Source organism: Agrobacterium tumefaciens, from assembly GCA_025559845.1.
Classification (GTDB): Bacteria; Pseudomonadota; Alphaproteobacteria; order Rhizobiales; family Rhizobiaceae; genus Agrobacterium.
On sequence record CP048470.1, the window covers coordinates 1286199 to 1305558 of the forward strand.

A 19360-nucleotide genomic window follows, 5' to 3' on the forward strand; every position below is an offset into this window, starting at 1 on the left:
CTTCATTGCGAGGGGCAATGTCCATGACTTTCCTTCAAACCAGCGCACGATCCAGCGCCTGGCTCGTTCTCGGCCTGCTAGCAGGTCTTTATGCCGCCCAGTCGGTCACCGGCAGCATGGTGCAGTCAGCGTTGCCTGTGGTGCTGCGTGACACAGGCATGCCGCTTGACCAGATCGGATTTCTCGCCGTTCTCTTTCTTCCGTGGGCGCTCAAGTTTCTCTGGGCACCGCTGGTCGATCGCTTTTTCAGTGAGCTTGCGTGGATATTGTTTAGCCAGGCAGGCATCATCGTCTGCTTCCTCATCGCCGCGGCGTTTCCACCCCAAACGCATCTGATGCCGCTTACGGCGGTGTTGCTGGTCATGGCGACACTTGCAGCCACACAGGACATCGCAACGGATTCGCTTGCCGTCCGAGCCACCACCGAAGAGAGCCGCGGGGCGGCGAGTGGCGCCTCGACAGCCGGTGCCTATATCGGGTTCCTGCTCGGCGGCGGTTTGTGGCTGATCGTCTACAGCCATGCCGGCTGGGCCGTTTCGATGGTCGTCATGGCAGTTTTTGTGGCTCTGCTAAGCATTCCGGTGCTGTTGGCCAGACGGCTTGCGGCACCACGCCAAAGGCCGGTCCATCAAGCCCGGCGCATGCTGCTGCGCGGAACCTTTTCCAATCGCCGGCTGATGACCAGTCTGATCTTTCTTGCCGTCTATCAGGTCGGATTGCGCATGGGTTCGGCGATGACTGGCCCCTATCTCGTGGATAAGGGCCTGTCGCTGGAAATGATTGGTACGCTACGCGGAGCCGGCGGCGCTATCGCAGGTTTTGTCGCGTCGACGCTTGCTGCACTCGTCGTCCAGGTAATCGGCATTCGCCGGGCGATCCTTGTGGCCGCGGGCCTTAATGCCCTGCTTCTTTTCGCGCTCGCCTCACTCGAATTCTGGAGCGCCGTATCGCAGAGCATTGCCGCCGGTCTCATGGTGGCGCAGGCGGCTGCTGTCGCCATGTCCTTCGTCGCGCTTTATGCGGCGATGATGAATTGGTGTGACGCGGAGCGGACCGCAACTGATTTTGCCGTTTTGCAAAGCCTCGATGCGATCATCGCCATTGCCGCATCGTCGATCGCCGGCCTGCTCGGCAAATCGCTTGGCTATGGGACGCTGTTCGGGGCATCGGCCCTGTTCATTCTGACTGCGATCCTGATCGCCCCTTGGGTTTTGCCGGTCTCCGCCCGCAAGTCTTCTCACTTTCCATCCGCAGAAAAGGTATCGCACTCATGATGCGTCATCGCCTCCTTGGCGTCTCCGCCCTCGCCATCATCGCCAGCACGCAGCCCAATGGGGCCGTGGCACAAGAGGTTTCCAGCGATACGGTGCTGGCCCCAATCGTGATCACAGCCACCAAGCGCAGCGAGGATTACTTCCTGCTGCCATCGACGGTCGATTTTGCCAGCGCCGATGAACTGTCCGTCCGCAACATCGACAGCGTTGCCGATCTCGACAGGGTGTTCCCGGACGTGAACATCCGCACACGGTCCAGCCGCGCCTATTCCAACTTCACAATCCGTGGGCAGGCTTCGCTCGATTTCTATAATCCAAGCACGCAGGTTTATGTCGATGGCCTGCCGCAGGACAGCTTCAACCTCTCGCGCAGTCTGCCTGGCAATCTCGAAAGCGTCGAACTGCTCTATGGTCCGCAAGGTACGCTGTACGGTCGCGGCGCCATCGGCGGCGTCATCAACATCACCACGCGGAAGCCGGACAATGACATGCGGTTCGGTTTTGATGGCGACATCAATTCGGAGGGCGCCGGTGGTACCTTCTATGGCAACCTGCCGCTTGTTGACGGCGTCCTGTTCAGCGATATCACTTTGACCGGCCTCCACCACAAGGACCAGTATACCGCCATGCTGACGGGAGAAGAGGTTGGAGGAAGCAACGATCTCAACGGTCAAGTGCGGTTGCGTTACGCGCCGGAGGGAAGCCCGCTCGACGTTATGGTGTCAGCAGGTCGTGGTCGCGTCACCTCCACCGAAGAGTATTTCGTCATGGAATCGATGCTGGAAGACAGGATCGCCTTGCCCGTTCCATCGAAATATACGCTCGATACCTGGAATTTCGGCATCAACGCCAGCTACGATCTTGGCACTGCAACCGTCACGGCGCTGACCGGCTACCAGAACAGCGATTTCGATCGCACCGTGTTCGGCACCTACACGCCGGAGAAGCAATGGACATTGAGCCAGGAGCTTCGCATCGCCTCCAATCCCGATGAGGGCAATGCTGTCGATTATGTCGCCGGTCTCTATTTCCAACATCTTGATTTTACCCGCGCCATTCCGAGCTACGGCCAGATCGCTCAGCAAAAGATCGATTCCTACGCCGTGTTCGCAGATGTGACATGGCATGCCACTGATCGTCTCGACGTTACGCCCGGCCTACGCTTCGACCATGAAAGGGTTGCCGCAAAGGCGACCGGTACCTTGTCACTCAACGACAGCGACAATTTCAGCGCTATCTCGCCAAAGCTGGGTGCGAGCTACGGGCTGACCGATGAGTGGCGGCTCTACGGCCTGTTCAGCACCGGCTTCAAGGCAGGGGGCTTCACACGCACGCTGACGACCGCGAATATCGCCTATACCTATGATCCGCAGAACACCTATAATGGTGAGATCGGCCTTAAGTATCGCAACGACGAAGGCACTCTCGAAGGCCAGCTTTCTGCCTATTACAACGTCACGAAGGACTATCAGATGTTCGTCGGCGTGCAGCCGCTGCAATATCTGCAGAACGTGGGTGAAGTCACGGCCAAGGGTGTCGATCTCAAACTGCGCGCCAATCCCACCGATGAACTCGGTATCACGCTCGGCGCTGCCTACAACAACTCCAAGTTCACGGACTACAGCAATCCCGTTACGCCGGGCACCGACCTGACGGGCAACCGCGTGCCTTATGCGCCGGAATTCACCGCCAATGTCATGCTGGATTACCGGTTCGACCTCGACAATGATGCCGGAGCGCTCATTCCCTACGTGGCGCTCAGCTATGTCAGCAAGACCTATTTCGATGAGACCAACACGATTGGCCAGAAAGGCTATGGCCTTGTCGATCTTGGCATCAAGTGGGAGCTGGACAAGAACATCGCAGCCGAAGCCTTTGTCACCAATGTGTTCGACAAGACCTATACGACCTACGGCTTCAACGTCGCCCCCTACGGCAATGTTTACCAGCTCGGCGACGGGCGGACGTTCGGTGGTCGCCTCAACATGACATTTTGAGGGGCAACGGATGCGTATTCTCATTGCCGGCGGCGGCCCCGCCGGCCTGACCTTCGCCGCCTGCCTCAGGCAGCATGGCATCGATTGCACCATTGTCGAAAAAGCAGCGAAAGGTCGCGCTGCGGGTTATTCGATCGGACTACACGTCAACGGCTGGAACGTCGCCGAACGCCTGGGGCTTGTCGAGCACTTCAAAGAGAAAGCCATGCCGCTTGGTCCGGCATTGCACCGAGATACCGCCGGGAAGACGCTGTTCTCATACGATTATCGGACACTTGCACATGCGTCGGGTGGCCGTATGCTGGCAATCATGCGTCAGTCATTCCAGGATATCGTTACCCGCCACATCGAAGCGAATGTGGATATCCGATACGAGACGACGATCAGTGCCCTCAGCGATGACGGCGCTGACGTCGATGTCACGTTTTCCAGTGGCGACAGGGAACGCTTTGATCTGGTGGTGGCCGCCGATGGTTATCGTAGCGCCCTGCGTGCCCTGGTCTTCGGGCCGCACGAAGACTTTCTGCGCCCTCTCGGATATCGTGCCAGCGCATGGCGCATGCCTGTCGGCCAGCCGCTGGGGGCGAGTTTTGTCGGCATGATGGATGTCGATCATCAGGGCGGGCTTTACGATATCGGAGACGGTCATGCGGCCACGTTGTTTTGCTGGCGCGATGACAGGACAGACCGGCTGGACGCGGACGCACGCCAGAAGGTGCTGAGAGAGCACTTTGGCCATTGGCCAGAGCCGGTCCGCTCAGCCCTGGAGGCGTCGATCGATTGGGACAATGCATTTTTCGACACGGTCTCGCAGATCGACGTGCCAAAATGGTCGAAGGGGCGCGTCGTTCTCCTGGGGGATGCCGCCTGGTGCCTGACATTTCTTGCCGGGCAGGGCACATCGACAGCCATGGCTGGCGCCTATATTCTGGCAGCGGAACTGGCGCGCAAACCGCACGAAGCAGCCTTCGATGCCTACGAGGCACGGTTACGCCCACTGGTCACGAAAATGCAGGCGGTCTCCCGAAAGATCGGCGGCCACTATATCCCGCAGAGCAATTTCGGCATGCGGCTTCAGGCGTGGATCTTGCCGATCATGTTGTCGCGGCCGTTCGTTCGATTGGCCTCGCGACAGTTTTCCGCGCCAGCCCTCGATCTCGACCGGGCCTGAGCATTAAAGCCGAGATGCTGCCCGGTGTGGCCAGCATCTCGCGATCCTGCCCTCGTCAAGCCTTGAACTTTTCTTCCAAAAGATCGAGCAGATTGAACGCCGTCAGGATATTGCCGAACAGGAAGTCGGCCGATGGCAGCTCGATCTTCTCGCCGCGCAGGCTTGCAAACGTCGGCAGGTCTTTCAGCTTCTCGCTCATCGCACCAGCACCCTTGGCACCTTCGTCTTCCAGAAGCAGGATCATGTCTGCTTCCAGAAGATCGAGCCGCTCCAGGCTGATATTGATGAAGGCATCGTCACCACCCACTTCCTGCTGCGGTGGTGCCTTGAAGCCAACATCCTTCAGAACGGCCCATGTGAATGACGTGTCCTGCAGCATGTAACGAACGAGATTGGTACGCACGCGCGCAACGGTTGCCGTGCCGGCCTTGTCACCAATGATGTCGCGGACCTGCCTGGCGCGGGCATCGTAACGGGCAAGCAATTCCTTGGCCTCGGCCTGACGCCCGGTTACCTCAGCGATGGTCTCAAGTGTCTGGCGCCATTTCTTCTGGTCGACGTCGATCAGTACGGTCGGTGCGATCTGGCTGTAGCGTTCATACATGCCTTGCTGATCCGGCAGATCGTCGTTGCTCATCAAAATGAGGTCGGGCTCCATGTTGAGCACCGCCTCGTAGTTCGGCTCCCCGGAGGAACCGATATAGCCGATGTCGGCTGGCAGGCGTTCCGCGACACCCTTTGCGAAACCACCCGTGAAATTAGGGCGGGATGCACCGACCGGCTTGATGCCGAGTGCGACCGTCGGCTGCAGCACGTCGTCGCCATCGGTCACGACAATGCGCTTGGCAACCTTGGGGATTTCGACGGAGCCGATAACGTCGGTGACGGTGATTGTTTCCTGGGCGAGAACCGGGCTGGCGGCGAGTAGAAGCGATGCGGCGATCATCTCGCGGCGTGTGAGATTAAGCGACAAGGGCAATTATCCTTTCGTCATTCCGTTGAAATCGAGGCGGTGGAGTTGTCGTGCAGACCGCGCGGCACGACCAAGGGCGTGCCGAAGATGGGATCGGCAATGATGAGGCTGTCGAGACCGAAAACGTCACGAACAAGCGCTTCGGTGACGATGTCGGCGGGACGTCCCTCGGCAACCGCGTGGCCGCCGCGCATGGCGATCATGTGCGTGGCGTGTCGGCATGCCTGGTTGAGATCGTGCAGGACCGCAGCGATCGTGTAACCCTTCTCACGGTTGAGCTTTTCCAGAAGCAGCATCAATTCCATCTGATGGGCGATGTCGAGAAAGGTTGTCGGTTCATCAAGCAGAAGAAGCGGTGTTTCCTGGGCGAGAACCATGGCGATCCAGGCACGCTGACGTTGACCGCCTGACAGTTCGCTGACGCGGCGTCCGGCAAGGTCGTTCATGCCGGTGGCGTCGATGGCGGCGGCAACCGCCTGCTCGTCGGCTCTGCTCCATTGGCGCAGAAAATTCTGATGCGGATAACGGCCGCAGGCGACCAGCTCCGTTACGGTAATGCCATCAGGGGCAATCGAGCTTTGCGGCATGAGACCGACACGGCGGGCAAATTCCTTGGCCGGAATGGCGGAAATTGCGCGTCCATCCAGAAGGACCGAGCCGCGACCGGGGGCAAGCAGGCGTGAGAGAGCCTGCAAAAGCGTGGACTTGCCGCAGGCATTGGGGCCGACAATTGCGGTAAAGGAACCGGAGGGTACGCTGACCGAGAGGTCCTGCGCGATGATCGACTTGCCATAGGCGAGTTCAACGGATTGTGCTTCGAGGCGGGGAGCGGGTTGCTGGCTCACGTGCGGCGTGCCTCCTTGACGATCAACCAAAGGAAATAGATGCCGCCGATGCAGAGCGTCACCACGCCGACCGGCAACTGGATCGGCGCGAAGCTATGCTGTGCGGCATAATCGGCGGCAGAGAGAAGGACAGCTCCGGTGGCCATCGATGCGGCCAAAGACGTGCCGGCCGTGCGGGTGATTGCGTGGGCAATCGGCGGGGCAGCCAAGGCCACAAAGGGGATAGGGCCGGCGATTGCTGTGACCAAAGCCGTGGCAACAATGGCAAGTGCCATCAGCGACAGTCGCACCGCCTCAACCCGGATACCGAGAGCACGTGCACGCGCATCGCCCATCTCCATCATTTTGAGTGGGCGCGACAGAACAAGGGCCGCAATGATGACCGGCAAGGCGATCCATAGCGACGGCAGCAATTGCTGGCTATTGACGCGGGCAAGTGAACCCATGCCCCAGGTGTTGGCGGCCATGGCGGTTGAGAGAGTGGACTTCAGCAGAATCCAGTGATTGGCCGAGGTGAGCATGGCACTGACGCCGATGCCGATAACGATCAACTGAAAGCCCTGAATACCTTTGTGCCAGGTCAGGAGATAGACAACGAGTGCGGTCAGCAAGCCGCCGGCAATGGCGCTGCCGGCCAGGACCAGCCAGCCGCCACCGGCAAAGGTGATCGCCAGAATGGCGCCTGTGTAGGCGCCCGCATCGAAGCCGACGACATCAGGGCTGCCAAGCGGATTGCGGGTGATAGACTGGAAGACCGCACCACCGAGACCGAGCAGTGCTCCGAACAACGCTGCAGCGGCTGCACGGGGCATGCGCCATTCGAGAACAACGAGCCGGGTACGGCGCTGGCCATTTCCGGTCAGCACATCAATGACATCCATGACAGGAATATGGACCTGCCCGCTGACGAGCGCTGCTATGAGAACGGCGACTCCAAGCCCGATGAGAATTGCGCAGGCCAGCAGAAGTCGCTTGTCGATGCTGATGCCAATGCGCTCACCAAAGGCTTGGATTGTAAGCCGGCGGCGCGTGAAGGAAGGATGAAGGCTCATAGTGCGGTCACCTTGCGCGCACGCACGAGCCAGATCAGAACCGGCGCGCCGATGAAGGCAGTGACGATGCCCACCTGGATTTCCGCAGGGCGCATGCTAAGGCGGCCGATGAGGTCGGCAGTAAGAAGAACGATTGGCGCGAGCACCAGCGTGTAGGCAAAAATCCAGCGTTGATCACTGCCAACGAGACTGCGGGCGACGTAGGGCACCATCAGACCCAGAAAACCGAGTGGGCCGGCGGCTGCAGTGGCAGCACCCGTCAGAAGCATGACCGAAATGACGGTCATGATCCGGGCACGGCCAAGGCCAGCGCCAAGCGAGCGTGCCTGATCGTCACCCAGCGCCACAACGTTGAGAACCGGGGCCGAGATCAGGGCGAGAACGATGCCGATGGCGACGAAGGGTGCGGTATAAATGAGATTGTCGTAGCCGGTGATGGCAAGCGATCCGACTTCCCAATTCAGCATGTGATCGAAGGTGTTGGGGTCGAGAAAGATCAGCGTCGACGTGAGGCCACGAAGAACCGCTCCGATGGCAACGCCCGCCAGTGTCAGACGCAATGGTGTTGCACCGGCACGGCCGCCCATCGCTGCCGCGTAAACGGCAACCGCAGCAAGGCCTGTGCCGGCAAAGGCGAACCAGATCAATGATAGCGGATGAGAAATGCCGAGGAGGCCGATGGCGGCGACCATGGCAAAGGCGGCTCCCGCATTGATGCCAAGGATACCTGGATCAGCGAGGGGGTTGCGCGTCAATGCCTGCATCAGAGCACCCGAAAGCGCAAAGGCGATGCCGGCCATCAATCCCAGAAGCGTGCGAGGCAGGCGCAAAGACCAGATGGTTTCGCTGTCGATCGTGGTTTCACAGGAAAAGAGTGCCGATAAAACGTCACCAACGGCAATGGTGCGGGCACCAATGGCAAGGCTGAGACAAAAGACCACGACAAGGAGAATGGCGGCGGTAAAAAGGCCAAGTCGCTTTCCGCTTTTGCCGGAGGTCGCGACGCGATCCCGCGCATATGCGGTTTGTTCGATAGGGCTGGCACTCATGAAAACGATCGCTCGTCCTTCGTGCGATCGCCTCCCGTCGATCTATTGATGACAAATATAATCATCTTTTGCCCGGCAGAGATCGGCAAGTCAATTGAACATGATAAAAATCAGCTACTCATGCGTGTTTACGATGACCGGGCCGTCCATGAGCCGCGTTTGAATCGAGGCCCCCCGGAAAACTGGAGGGCACTCCGGTTTCCGAGATCAGATTTCCTTGATCAATTGTTCCGCGATGCGAACGCTGAGTGCGGCACCCGTGAGGGTCGGGTTCATGCAGGACGCCGATGGCATGACGCTGGTGCCGGCAATGAACATGTTCGGGTGATCGTGCGTGCGGCAGTCGCGGTCGACAACAGAGTCTTTCGGATCGTTGCCCATGCGGGTGGTGCCCATCACGTGCTGGCGGTTTTGCCATTTGACATCGGTAGACAGAACTTCGGCTTCCAGCAAATCCGCGATCTTGTGCAGATCCTGGAGGCCGCGGTCGCGACCAGCGTTCCAGTAGTCGGTAACGCTGTAATAGAGAACGGGGACCGGGATACCGAGCGCATCGAATTTGGTCTTTGAAGGTGTGACGCGGTTTTCCGGCAACGGCAGCGGTTCGAAGTCGATTGCCCAGTTCAGCGAGCGAGCCGAATATTTGCGGATTTCTTCGTCCAGCTTCGATCCAAGAATGCCCTTCTTGATAAAGCCTTCGGTCATCTGCGCCGTCGGAACCGTGTTGCGCACTTTGATCTTGTAGCTTGGATAATCCTTGCGGAACTCGCCGTCACGCTGGTTGAGGTAGACGAGAAGTTCGGTCGGACCCTGGCCCGGCCACATGTCATCCTTGGTCAGCATGTTCATACTGATGCCGGTGTGGTCCATGAGGTTACGGCCGACCTGATCCGAAGAATTCGCGATGCCGTTCGGGTATTTCTCGGATGTCGAGATCAGCAGAAGCTTGGCGGATTCGATACCGTAGGCCGCAAGCACGAAATACTTCGCCGTGAGGCGATGTTCGGAGCCATCGGGTTTCTTGTACCAGACCGCAGTGATCTTGCCGTCGTCGCCAGCTTCGATTTTATAGACGGGCGAGTTGTCGAGAAGCTTGGCGCCATGACGTTCGGCCTCGTCGATATGCATCGATCCGTCGTATTTGGCGCCGATCGGACAGACCGGGTTGCAATTGTTGTTTCCCGCACAGACCGGGCGATTGCCATAGGGACGCGAAGCACGTCCATGCGGCTCGAGAACCGGGTTGAAGCCACCGACAAGAAGCTTCTGCGACAACGTGTCGAACATGTAGGTGCTGTTCAACTGCTTCATCGGGAACGGCATCGACCGTGGCGGCATCGGACCGCCGCCCTGACCGCTTTCGTCCTGGCCGTCGGTTCCTGTCACGCCCAGCTCAAGCTCGGCCTTGTTGTAGTAGTCCTCGAGATCGTCGTAGCCGATCGGCCAGTCACGGCCGCGGCCGTAAAGCGTCTGAATCTTGAAGTCGTTAGGGATCATGCGCCACAGCGCCGAGCCGAAGTGCCAGGTCGTTCCGCCGACGACCCTGAGATAGGAGGTGTTGTATTTCACCGGGCCTTCATACTGCAGATAATCGCCATAGGTGGATGGCGCCCAGGGCATGCTCGGAAATGGCGAGCCGGCGCCCTGCAGCTTGGCGTTTGCTAGCGACAGTTTTACCGGAGCGTTGCGGTAGGTTTCGACGATCTCGCGGCGGTCGACACGGGGCCCGGCCTCCAGCACGATGACCTTCTTGCCGGCCTTTGCCAGATTTGCGGCGACGATGCCGCCCATGACGCCTGAGCCGATAACGATCAGGTCCGCATCGTAGGATGTGTTTGCCATATCTCTATTCCTGTCAGATCTTGCTGCCGGGCTTTGGTCCCCAGGCGTTCGGGCCGGGACCGTAGGACGGAACGGTAAGGAGGCCCTTGGTCGGGCGATACATCAGCGATTCCGCGTAGGTGATCAGCTCGGCATCTTCCGGCTCGCCGACGACGCCGAGATACCAGGCCGAAACAATCTTGGTGGCTGTTTTGGTGAGGGCCGGATCCGTGCCGGTCAACGCCAGAAAGCCGTCCATATTGGAAACGCCGGACTGCTTGATGAGCTGTGTCAGGGCTGCAAGGCTGACGTCGAGCTCGGCATCGCGCTTTTTCAGAGCTGTCAGGAACCGTGCGCCGAGAACCGGATCGAGCGTGTAACCGGTCAGGAACTCCGACAGTTGCGTGAACGAGGCCACGGCGTCGTCCGCTGCCCCAGCAGACAGAGGCACACCGAGGCTGGCGGCGATCGCCAGTCCGCCGAGGGCTGCGGTTCCTCGCAGCAAGCTGCGGCGGGAGATGGTTTGGCCGAACATGGCCGGGGAGGATGGATCAAAAGGCATCAGGATCTCCGATGGAGCATGACATGCGAAAAGGTGAAGAGGTGGCCGGGCGCTGGAGGCTCAGCCAAGCACCGGACGCGGGCGACGACGTAGGACCAGCCAGGCGATCAGCGCGATGCCGATCGCTGCAATCGCAATGCCGACAGGCAGTGCAAAAGGCGCCAGCTTGACGATGAGAGGCTTTTCACCGCCGTCACGAATGCGTGCGACGTCTTCCGGTGTCACCTTGACCGCCGGATTGCCGTAGTTGGCCAGCACGTAGTTGCTGACATCGGCAATGTCCTTGTCGGAGAGACGATCCGTATAGGACGCGTCCGCACCAAAGGCAGGCATAAAAGCAACAGTTTCGCCCACCGTGCGGTGCAGACCAAACAGGATCGTGGCAACGAGATTGTCGGGGCGATCACCGCCGGTCGCCGTGTTGTGAAACAGGGACGGATAATGGTCGTTACCCTGGCCTTCGGCCTGATGACAGGCAGCACAGCTACCGCTGAAGACATGGTAGCCGTTTTCATCCGGAGCCTGACCCGGCAGACCGCGAAGCGAGGCTTCGACTGCGGTGGATGGCGCGCCGAAAGCGTCGCGAGCGGTGCCGGTCGTTGTCGTCACGGCCGGAACGTCGCGCAAATAGGTGACAATGGCTTTTATGTCTTCGTCGGGAAGGTGCTGAAGGCTGTTTTCAATGGCTTCCGCCATTGGCCCAGCAGCCTGAGCCTTGCCTGCGACGAGACCGGTTTTCAGATACTGTGTCAGTTCGACATCAGACCAGCCGCCAATACCCGATACCGTCGATGCGGTAATGTCGGGTGCGTACCACGGCCCGATGGAGCCACCGGAGAGCGCCTTGCTGGCGTCTTCCGCCATGAACATGTTGCGCGGCGTGTGACAGGTACTGCAATGCTCCAGCGCCTCGGCGAGATAAGCGCCACGGTTCCATTCCGCCGACTTGGCAGGGTTGGGCTGGAAGCGATCCTTGTCCAGGAAAAGCAGATTCCAGCCGGCCATCGACGCACGGATGGAGAAAGGAAACGGCAGTTCCGTTTTCTGAGGCCTGTGGTCATCCGCTTTGACGCCCTGCATGAAGTAGGCGTAGAGCGCCTTCATGTCCTCATCGGTGATCTTTGCGTAGGCCGTGTAGGGCATGGCCGGATAGAGATGGCTACCGTCCTTTGCAATGCCATCGCGCACCGCACGCGCGAATTCCTCTTCGCTGTAATTGCCGATGCCGGCTTCCTTGGAAGGCGTAATGTTCGTCGAGAAAATTTTCCCGAGCGGAGTGTCGATGCCATATCCGCCTGCGAAGGGTGTGCCGCCGTGCGGCGCGGTATGACAGGCAGCACAGTCGGCCGCAGTGGCAAGATAACGCCCCCGAGCAATGAGATCGGCAGCGTCATCTGCGAAGGTGGGACAGCTTGTTGCGACCAGTGCGCCAAGACAGAGCGCGAAAGAACCCAAGGGACCACGTGCGGTTTTAAGGATGGGAGGAAGCCTAAACATGAGCGGCGCTTTCATAAATAATGAATGCAAAATTGCAGATCCAGAACGCCTCCCACGCGCTGGCCTGATACGTATCGCCGCAGCCCACACAGCCAAACCTGAAAAATCCTGCTCGCATCCAAGGTGATCTTGAATAAAAATGACGCGTTTTGTCATTTATTACGAAAGGATTGAGGCGTGTCGATGTGTCGCGGGCGCAACTTGATGTTCCTCATAGCGTCGCCACGGATGACTTGGGTAGTCAGTTTGTTGTACAAACAGATTTCATCAAAAGTGAAAAGGTTTCTTCGTTGAACTTCGACTTTACAGACCTCAAGATTTTCCTGTCTGCCGTCGAAGGCGGAAGCCTCACGGCGGCAGCGGCAAAGAACAACATCGTTGTGGCGGCGGTGAGCGCACGGCTGAGAAAGCTGGAGGAAAATTTCGGCCTTCTGCTGTTTGAGCGCACCGGTCGCGGCATCAAACCTACTCTCGCAGGAGACCTGTTGTGCAGGCACGCGCGCAAGTTGCTGGATGACGCAAGGAAGCTGGAAGTCGAACTCGATGCGTTTGCGCAGGGGCGCGGCGGCACAATTCGCTTCCTTTCGAATACGAACATGCTTTCCGAGCATATGCCGCAGCTTATCGGGACATTTCTGCGCGATCATCCTGATGTGTTCGTTTCGGTGAAAGACAGGCCAAGCCTGGAAGTGGTCAATCTTCTGCGGGCAGGTGAAGCCGATATGGGCATTGTGGCATCCTCGGCCGACATGACGGGTCTGGAAAAGTGGCGGTTTGTTCCCGACCGGCTCGTTGTGATTGTTCCGCGTGACTTTCCCCTGGACGGGCCACTTGCCTATTCAAGTATTCTCGATCACCCACTCGTCGCGCTCGACGAAAAAGTGGCGTTGTCGCAATTCCTGCGACGTCTGGCGAATGAGCTCGGCAGGCGCCCTACCATTCGCATGCGTGTGGAAAGTTTTGAGGCACTGTGCCGTGTTGTCGAGTGCGGTACGGGCGTTGGTATTGTCCCTGAAACGGCGGCTCTGCGCTATCGCCGCAGCATGGATTTTCGAGTCTTGCCGATTGGCGAAGCGTGGTCCGAGCGAGAGATCTATCTTTGTGTCCGAAACCGCGATCAGTTGCCGCCCTATGGAAAGGCGTTGCTGACGCACCTGCTTGACTATGTCGAGGCCGTTCGGGAGTTGGGTTCAGCCGCCACCGTGGGTGATTGATTGACGCCAGGCGACATGGGCTGGGATGGCGCTTGCTTCAGAAATTGACCGACAGGTTGGCGTGTGCCGCGTTTGATTGGAAGCCGCGTGCAAACTCGCCGGAATAGGTGAGCGTGAGGCGTGCTGATCTGGACAGTCGCGCAGCAATGCCTGCCCTGACCAGAAGTGTATCGCGTGGCATGGTAACGCCTTCAAGAATGAAGGGTGAGCCACCTTCAAAGGCGGAAAGCGAGACGGGTGTCGTGTCGCCAGCCGCGTGTCGCCAGCCGATCATGCCGGATGCAACGACAGGCAAGCCGCCGAACTCCAGGTTGGACGACATGCGCAGACCCAATGTCGATACGGCGAGACTGTCGGAACCGCCGGCGACCGACAAAGCCGCAGCGCCGCCTCTTTCCTTGACGTCATCAGTCTCGAGATTGACGTAGGCCAGATTGGCAAAGGGCTGGAGATCGATGCCATCCATCTTCAGCGTCCAGGAAATGTCTCCAAAGACCTGAGCTGCGGTACTGGCGTAGTCGGCAGAAAGCTGATCGGTGAATGTGCCGAACGCGATGTCCCGGCGGGTTGTGATGTCGTTTCGGCTGTAGAGAGCGCCGCCGATAAGGTTCAGCGGGCCAAAGTCGCCCACGGCATAAAGGCCGGCATGGTAGGAATCGGCAGCCGCTTGCGGATTTGTGGATAGGTCGCTGTAGCCCAGAACGCCGCCAAGGTGCCATTGGTCAAGAAGCGCGATGTCGGCGCCAACCAGTGTTCCGGTCACGGTGTTGTCTATGCCGCGTGCATTGCCAGTACTGCCGATATGGTTCTGCGCCACTACGCCCGATGCCCAGAGCGAAACATCGCCGTTTTTCGTCGACCGCCGTGCCGAAGACTGCGAAATTTCAGCAATGACTGCCTCGCGCAGAAACTGGCTCTGCCACAGGAATGTGCTTTTCAGTGACGGATGGATTTCACCGTTGAGCTGCGTGAATGCACTGGCGGCAGTCTCGACATTCAGCGGCAGGACAGCCGAGTAGAGCGTATTTGCAGCTCCCAGTTCTTCCACCGCATTTGCGGTGGCACGGTCGTTTGCCGTCAGTGCAACATCGGCAAAGCGCACGTCGTTGCGGTCAAGGCTGAGGTCGACAGCCGTGCTGCTGTAGGACAGCGACGGAGAAAGGAAAGCAAAGTCACTGTCAATGGTTGAGAAAGTACCGCTGATGCTGCTGGCCGTCAGGATTGTGTAATCGGTCGAAAGCCCATAGCTGCCGCTTTCCGCACGCAACGTTAGGGTGCCGCCGTTGATGGTAACCGCACCCGATGCATTGACCTGGTCGGAGGCACCTGCCGAATTGATGTCGACCGCGTAAATCGATCCCGCCTGGAATGTCAGGTCGCCATTCACAGCCAGTGTCTGAATGCCGGGGCCGGGGGAGAGCACGCCGCCGGCATTGACGACAAGTCCTCCAGACACCCCGCTACCGGAAAGGAGGCCACCGTCGAAGATATCGATGGTGCCTGTTACCGTTCCGTCGTTGACAAGTTCGCCGCCTGTAACCGTCGCGGTGCCGCTGATGGTGCCTGAATTGGAGAAGGAGCCGCTGCTGTTAACGAGGGACGCGATCGTGCCCGCATTTGCACTGGTGCCTGAATTGGATACCGCGCCGGCCGTGGCCCCACTGTTGTTGGTGAATGTGCCCTGTGCGCCGACATCGACATCCGCAAGGGCTGCATTGTTGACGACAGTGCCGCCGTCGACTGTTGTGGTTCCCGAAACGGTGCCGCCACTATTGTTGGTGAATAGCCCGCCATCGTTCTGGAGAGAGGCGATCGTACCCGCGTTGGTCGTGGTGCCCGAATTGGTAACGGCGCCGGCGGATGCGCCACTGTTGTTGACGAAGGTAGCGACTGCCGCAACATCCACATCGGTCACGACGAAATTGTTGGTGACGGTGCCGCCGGAAATCGTGGTGGTTCCGGTGATCGTCCCGCCGGAATTGTTCGTGAAGCTTCCTGCTGTATTGCTCAGGGACGCAATTGTGCCCGCATTCGAACTGTTGCCGGCATTGGTAACCGCACCGGCGACGGCGCCTGTTGTGTTGGTGAACGTTCCGCTCGAACCGATGTTGACGTCGTTCAGGGTTGCGTTGTTCGTGACACTGCCGCCGGAGACATTCGTCCCGCCTGTCACGATACCCCCGAAGTTGTTGGTAAAACTTCCCGCATCGTTTTGAAGTGATGCAATGGTACCCGCATTGGAGACGGTACCGGCGTTCTGGACGTTTCCGGCCGTTGCGCCACTGTTGTTGACGAAGGTCGCGACGGCTGCAACGTCCACATCGGTCACGACGAAATTGTTGGTGACCGTCCCGCCTGAAACGGTCGTTTTTCCGGTTACTGTGCCGCTGTTATTGTTGGTGAAGTTGCCGGCCGTGTTCGTCAGCGTACCGATCGTGCCGGCATTGGACGATGTTCCGGCATTGACGAGCGTGCTGACCGTCCCGTCGCTGTTGTTGACGAATGTGGCGACGGCCGCGACATCGGCATCGGTGATGACGAAGTTGTTGACCACCGTCCCGCCGGCAATCGTTGCTGTGCCGGTAATCATGCCGCCGGTATTGTTTGTGAAGGTTCCTGCCGTGTTGTTCAGTGAACCGATGGTGCCGGCATTGGATGCCGTGCCAGCGTTTGTCAATGTGGCGGCCGAAGCTCCACTGTTGTTATCAAACGTTCCGCCCGACGACACTGAGACATCGCCCACCGTTCCGTTGTTGGAAAGCGCCGTGCCGGTTCCGACGGTCGCGCTGCCGAGTGCGCCATTCACCGTCACATTGCCGGTGTTCAGCATCAGATTGCCGTTGAGGGTGCCGTCGACAGCAAGGCCGCCGCCATCGAGGTTGACGTCTGAATTCAGGACGCCGCCTGCATTGATGCCAACCGTGCCCGATGTGATCGTCGTTCCGTTACTTACAGTCAGCGCGCCGGTGTTGGAGATCGTAACGTTTCCGCCATCGACGCCAAGCTGATCGATCGTGACGTCATTTGTGACCTGCGGCGAACCGCTGTTCACCGTGGCTGCATCAGTCTCTCCAGGAAGGCCGGGAGCCCAGTTCGTTCCCTCGCTGAATTCATTGTTGGTGCTGCCTGTCCACACGGACTGGGCAAATGATGGCGTGCTGAACGTCAGTGAAGCAAGTGCGCTGAATAAGGTCAGGCGTCGGGAAAACACCGGAAGCAGTTGCTGTGTCATTGCGCGACCGATGCAAAAAGGGATGCCGAATCGGATCGGCGGCTGATTAACGAATCGCGCTCAATCATGGTTAACGGAAGCTTGAGTGTCAACGATCGCGTGCCCGATCGCGTCGGGCAATCGTGCAGGTTGCTAACGGCGTTCGCATGGCGAAAGACACACTTTCGGTTTTCAGAAAATCTCAGCGATATAATTTGAATTGCAAATCAAACTATATCGTGGTTTACTCATACCATGACCTCCAAACATTCCTCTCCACGGGCACGTTTCGGCGTCCGCTTCTCTTTGCTCGCCCGCCGCTGGCGCCGGGCTCTCGACGAACGCCTGGCTGAATCGGGCCTTTCCGATGCGACCTGGGCACCGCTCGTTCATCTTCAGGAAACCGGTGGCGGTATTACGCAGAAAGAGCTTGCGGCCCTCGTGGGTATCGATGGCTCCAGCCTCGTGCGCCTGCTGGATATTCTGTGTCGCCAGGGCCTGGTTGAACGCCGGGTTGACGAGAACGACAGCCGAGCGCGGCTGATCTATCTGACAGAGAGCGGCGAAGTGCGTGTCGCTGCGATCCGGCGCGAACTGGTGAAGGGTGAGGAGGAGATGCTGGCCAACATTTCCGATGACGATCTTGCGATCATGCTTCAGCACTTCGACCGGATCGATGAGAGGTTATCGGCGATCCAGGCGCGGCGTCGCGAGGAGAAATCCAGATGAGCAATCAGACGCCTTCCGAGATTGCCCTGCCTGCAGTGACACGTCCTCGCCGTATCGATGCAGCCCGTCACCTGCTGCATCCGAGGCAATTTCGTGAAAGCATGACGGTAGCGGGTCAGCCGTTCCTCCGCAATTCCGCACTCGCCGGATTGCAGGCGGCATTGACGGTGCTGATTGCGCTTCCTCTTGTCCATCTTTCGTCATGGTCTCATCTGATCGGGTTTGCCTCACTGGGTGCGTTGGTCGCCCTTTTTGGCCGTTTCGCTGAACGGGGCAAGCGTGGCGGGATCGTGCTGCAATGCGCATTCTGGCAAACGGTTGGCGTTCTCGTGATGTCGCTTGCGGCATGGCTCGGAGCGCCTTCCATCATGCTGCTCCTGCTTCTCGCGCTGCTCTCGGGCACGTTCTTTTTTATCGTCACGACAGGGCGATTTGGGCCCCCGGGGGCTCTTATCTTCGTTTTTGCCGCAGGTGCCTCGATGGGGCACGTCACGTCGGCGAGCGAGATTATCGAGCGTGGCCTTGCCACGGCGATCGTTGCCCTTCTTGCCTGGCTGATCTGCAGCCTGACGGAAGTGTTCCGGCATAAGGCAAACGGCGATCTTCCCTTCCCCGTAGAGCCGCTTCGACCTTGGAACCCTCGCGTCGTCGCTGCACTGCGCATCGCCCTCGGCTCGGCGATTGCGGGTCTTGCGGCCCATGTTCTCGGTGCGGCGCACCCTGCCTGGGCCGTGCTTGGCGCCATGGCTGTCATGCAGGGCTCACATCTTCATATCAGCATGAACCGTGCCTTGCAGAGAACGCTGGGGACCGTTGCCGGTGCGATCCTCGTCTGGTGGATCTTGCAGCAGGAACCGTCCGTCTGGGTCATCATCGCCATTCTGGCCGGTTTGCAGTTCGCGACGGAGGTGATTATCGGTTCGAATTACGGCCTCGGCCAGATTCTCGTCACGCCAATGGCGCTGCTGATGAGCTATCTTGCTGCTCCCTATGCCGCTAGCCACACCATGGTGCCGGAGCGCGTTCTGGACACATTGCTTGGCGCAGCAATCGGGATCGTTCTCGCGGTTCTCTGCTCAAGTCTGGACGATCGACAACACCTCGCAAACCGTCATGTGTGACGGACCGAGCGACTGAAAAACCAGCCGCTCCTGTTCAGGAACGGCTGGAGAAAAGGCACCTGTTACTGGCCAGACTGGCGGGCTGCGGCCTCAATCACGTCGGCAACTTTTTCGGGCTGCGATGCGAAAACGGCGTGGCTTGCGGCAATCTCGGTGACCTGGCTACCGGCACGTTTGGCCATGTCACGCTCGAGGTCAGGGTTGATCGAGCGGTCCTCAGTGGCGACGATCGACCAGCTCTTCTTTGATTTCCAGGCGGGATCGCCGACCTTGGCAGAGAAGGTCTGCTTTGCGGCGAAGACCTGCGATCTGGCCATGAAGGCGGTTTCGTCCTTCGGCAGATCGGCGGCGAAATCATTGGCGAAGGCGGCGGGGTCCAGATAGAGATACTGACCGTCGGGGGTCTCGCGAATATTCATGCCGGAGGAGGGTTTGGATGTCGCCAGCGACAGCAGGCTTTCGCCCTTATCCGGCTGGAAGGCGGCGACATAGACAAGGCCCGCCACCTTTTCATTGTTCCCGGCTTCGGTGATGACGATACCGCCGTAGCTATGGCCGACGAGCAATGTCGGGCCATCCTGCATTGAAAGAACGCGGCTGGTCGCCGCGACATCGTCGGCAAGCGACGTGATCGGTTGCTGGACGACGGTGACGTTGAACCCGCGCTTTTCGAGGATTTCGGTTGCCTTTTTCCAGCCGGAACCATCGGCCAGTGCACCGTGCACGACCACGATGTTTTTCACCTCTGCCGCATGGGCGGCGAAGGCAGCGAAGCTGGCTGCAAGTGCAATTGCGAAAGTTGAAATAAGACGCTGCATGGTCAGTCTCCTTCTTGGATTTTTCA

At 59.1% G+C, this 19360-nt stretch carries 15 protein-coding genes; 6 read left to right on the forward strand and 9 right to left on the reverse strand.

Annotated elements, in window-relative coordinates; all coding sequences use genetic code 11:
* Positions 1 to 23: 23 nt before the first annotated feature.
* The 3 genes from FY156_22285 to FY156_22295 are packed head-to-tail and all read left to right on the forward strand — an operon-like array spanning position 24 to position 4442.
* Positions 24 to 1274 (forward strand): MFS transporter, encoded by a 1251-nt coding sequence (locus FY156_22285; protein UXS04216.1) that lies wholly within the window; start codon positions 24 to 26, stop codon positions 1272 to 1274.
* Positions 1274 to 3271: a TonB-dependent receptor gene (locus FY156_22290; GenBank protein UXS05206.1), complete on the forward strand. Its 1998-nt coding sequence runs from the start codon at positions 1274 to 1276 to the stop codon at positions 3269 to 3271. Before FY156_22285 ends, FY156_22290 begins: the two co-directional genes overlap by 1 nt.
* 10 nt (positions 3272 to 3281) lie before the next feature.
* A complete protein-coding gene (locus tag FY156_22295; GenBank protein ID UXS04217.1) occupies positions 3282 to 4442 on the forward strand; it encodes an NAD(P)-binding protein in 1161 nt (386 codons plus the stop codon).
* Between the two features lie 55 nt (positions 4443 to 4497).
* On the opposite strand, the gene FY156_22300 is transcribed toward FY156_22295, so the two are convergent.
* The 7 genes from FY156_22300 to FY156_22330 form a co-directional block, all read right to left on the reverse strand.
* A complete protein-coding gene (locus FY156_22300) occupies positions 4498 to 5415 on the reverse strand; it encodes an iron-siderophore ABC transporter substrate-binding protein (GenBank protein ID UXS04218.1) in 918 nt (305 codons plus the stop codon).
* A gap of 17 nt (positions 5416 to 5432) precedes the next feature.
* Positions 5433 to 6260: an ABC transporter ATP-binding protein gene (locus FY156_22305; protein UXS04219.1), complete on the reverse strand. Its 828-nt coding sequence runs from the start codon at positions 6258 to 6260 to the stop codon at positions 5433 to 5435.
* Positions 6257 to 7312 (reverse strand): iron chelate uptake ABC transporter family permease subunit, encoded by a 1056-nt coding sequence (locus FY156_22310; GenBank protein UXS04220.1) that lies wholly within the window; start codon positions 7310 to 7312, stop codon positions 6257 to 6259. Before FY156_22310 ends, FY156_22305 begins: the two co-directional genes overlap by 4 nt.
* Positions 7309 to 8361, reverse strand: coding sequence for an iron chelate uptake ABC transporter family permease subunit (locus tag FY156_22315; protein ID UXS04221.1), 1053 nt, complete (start codon positions 8359 to 8361; stop codon positions 7309 to 7311). Before FY156_22315 ends, FY156_22310 begins: the two co-directional genes overlap by 4 nt.
* 207 nt (positions 8362 to 8568) lie before the next feature.
* Entirely contained in the window at positions 8569 to 10203 is a 1635-nt protein-coding gene (locus tag FY156_22320; protein UXS04222.1) for a GMC family oxidoreductase, read from the reverse strand.
* Positions 10204 to 10216: 13 nt separating this feature from the next.
* Entirely contained in the window at positions 10217 to 10744 is a 528-nt protein-coding gene (locus FY156_22325) for a sorbitol dehydrogenase (protein ID UXS04223.1), read from the reverse strand.
* Between the two features lie 60 nt (positions 10745 to 10804).
* The gene (locus tag FY156_22330) at positions 10805 to 12241 is read right to left on the reverse strand and encodes a c-type cytochrome (GenBank protein UXS04224.1); all 1437 of its coding nucleotides are present in this window, start codon (positions 12239 to 12241) and stop codon (positions 10805 to 10807) included.
* Between the two features lie 290 nt (positions 12242 to 12531).
* Here FY156_22330 and FY156_22335 point away from each other — a divergent pair, with 290 nt between their 5' ends.
* A complete protein-coding gene (locus tag FY156_22335; GenBank protein UXS04225.1) occupies positions 12532 to 13455 on the forward strand; it encodes a LysR family transcriptional regulator in 924 nt (307 codons plus the stop codon).
* A gap of 37 nt (positions 13456 to 13492) precedes the next feature.
* Here the strand turns inward: FY156_22335 and FY156_22340 are convergent, their stop codons facing one another.
* On the reverse strand, positions 13493 to 16687 hold the full coding sequence (locus FY156_22340) for an autotransporter domain-containing protein (GenBank protein UXS04226.1): 3195 nt from the start codon (positions 16685 to 16687) through the stop codon (positions 13493 to 13495).
* Positions 16688 to 16921: 234 nt separating this feature from the next.
* Here FY156_22340 and FY156_22345 point away from each other — a divergent pair, with 234 nt between their 5' ends.
* Positions 16922 to 17395, forward strand: coding sequence for a MarR family transcriptional regulator (locus FY156_22345; protein ID UXS04227.1), 474 nt, complete (start codon positions 16922 to 16924; stop codon positions 17393 to 17395).
* Positions 17392 to 18516 carry an FUSC family protein gene (locus FY156_22350; protein UXS04228.1) on the forward strand — a complete coding sequence of 375 codons (1125 nt, stop codon included), beginning with the start codon at positions 17392 to 17394 and terminating at the stop codon, positions 18514 to 18516. Before FY156_22345 ends, FY156_22350 begins: the two co-directional genes overlap by 4 nt.
* 62 nt (positions 18517 to 18578) lie before the next feature.
* On the opposite strand, the gene FY156_22355 is transcribed toward FY156_22350, so the two are convergent.
* Positions 18579 to 19334, reverse strand: coding sequence for an alpha/beta hydrolase (locus FY156_22355; GenBank protein ID UXS04229.1), 756 nt, complete (start codon positions 19332 to 19334; stop codon positions 18579 to 18581).
* Positions 19335 to 19360: the final 26 nt, after the last annotated feature.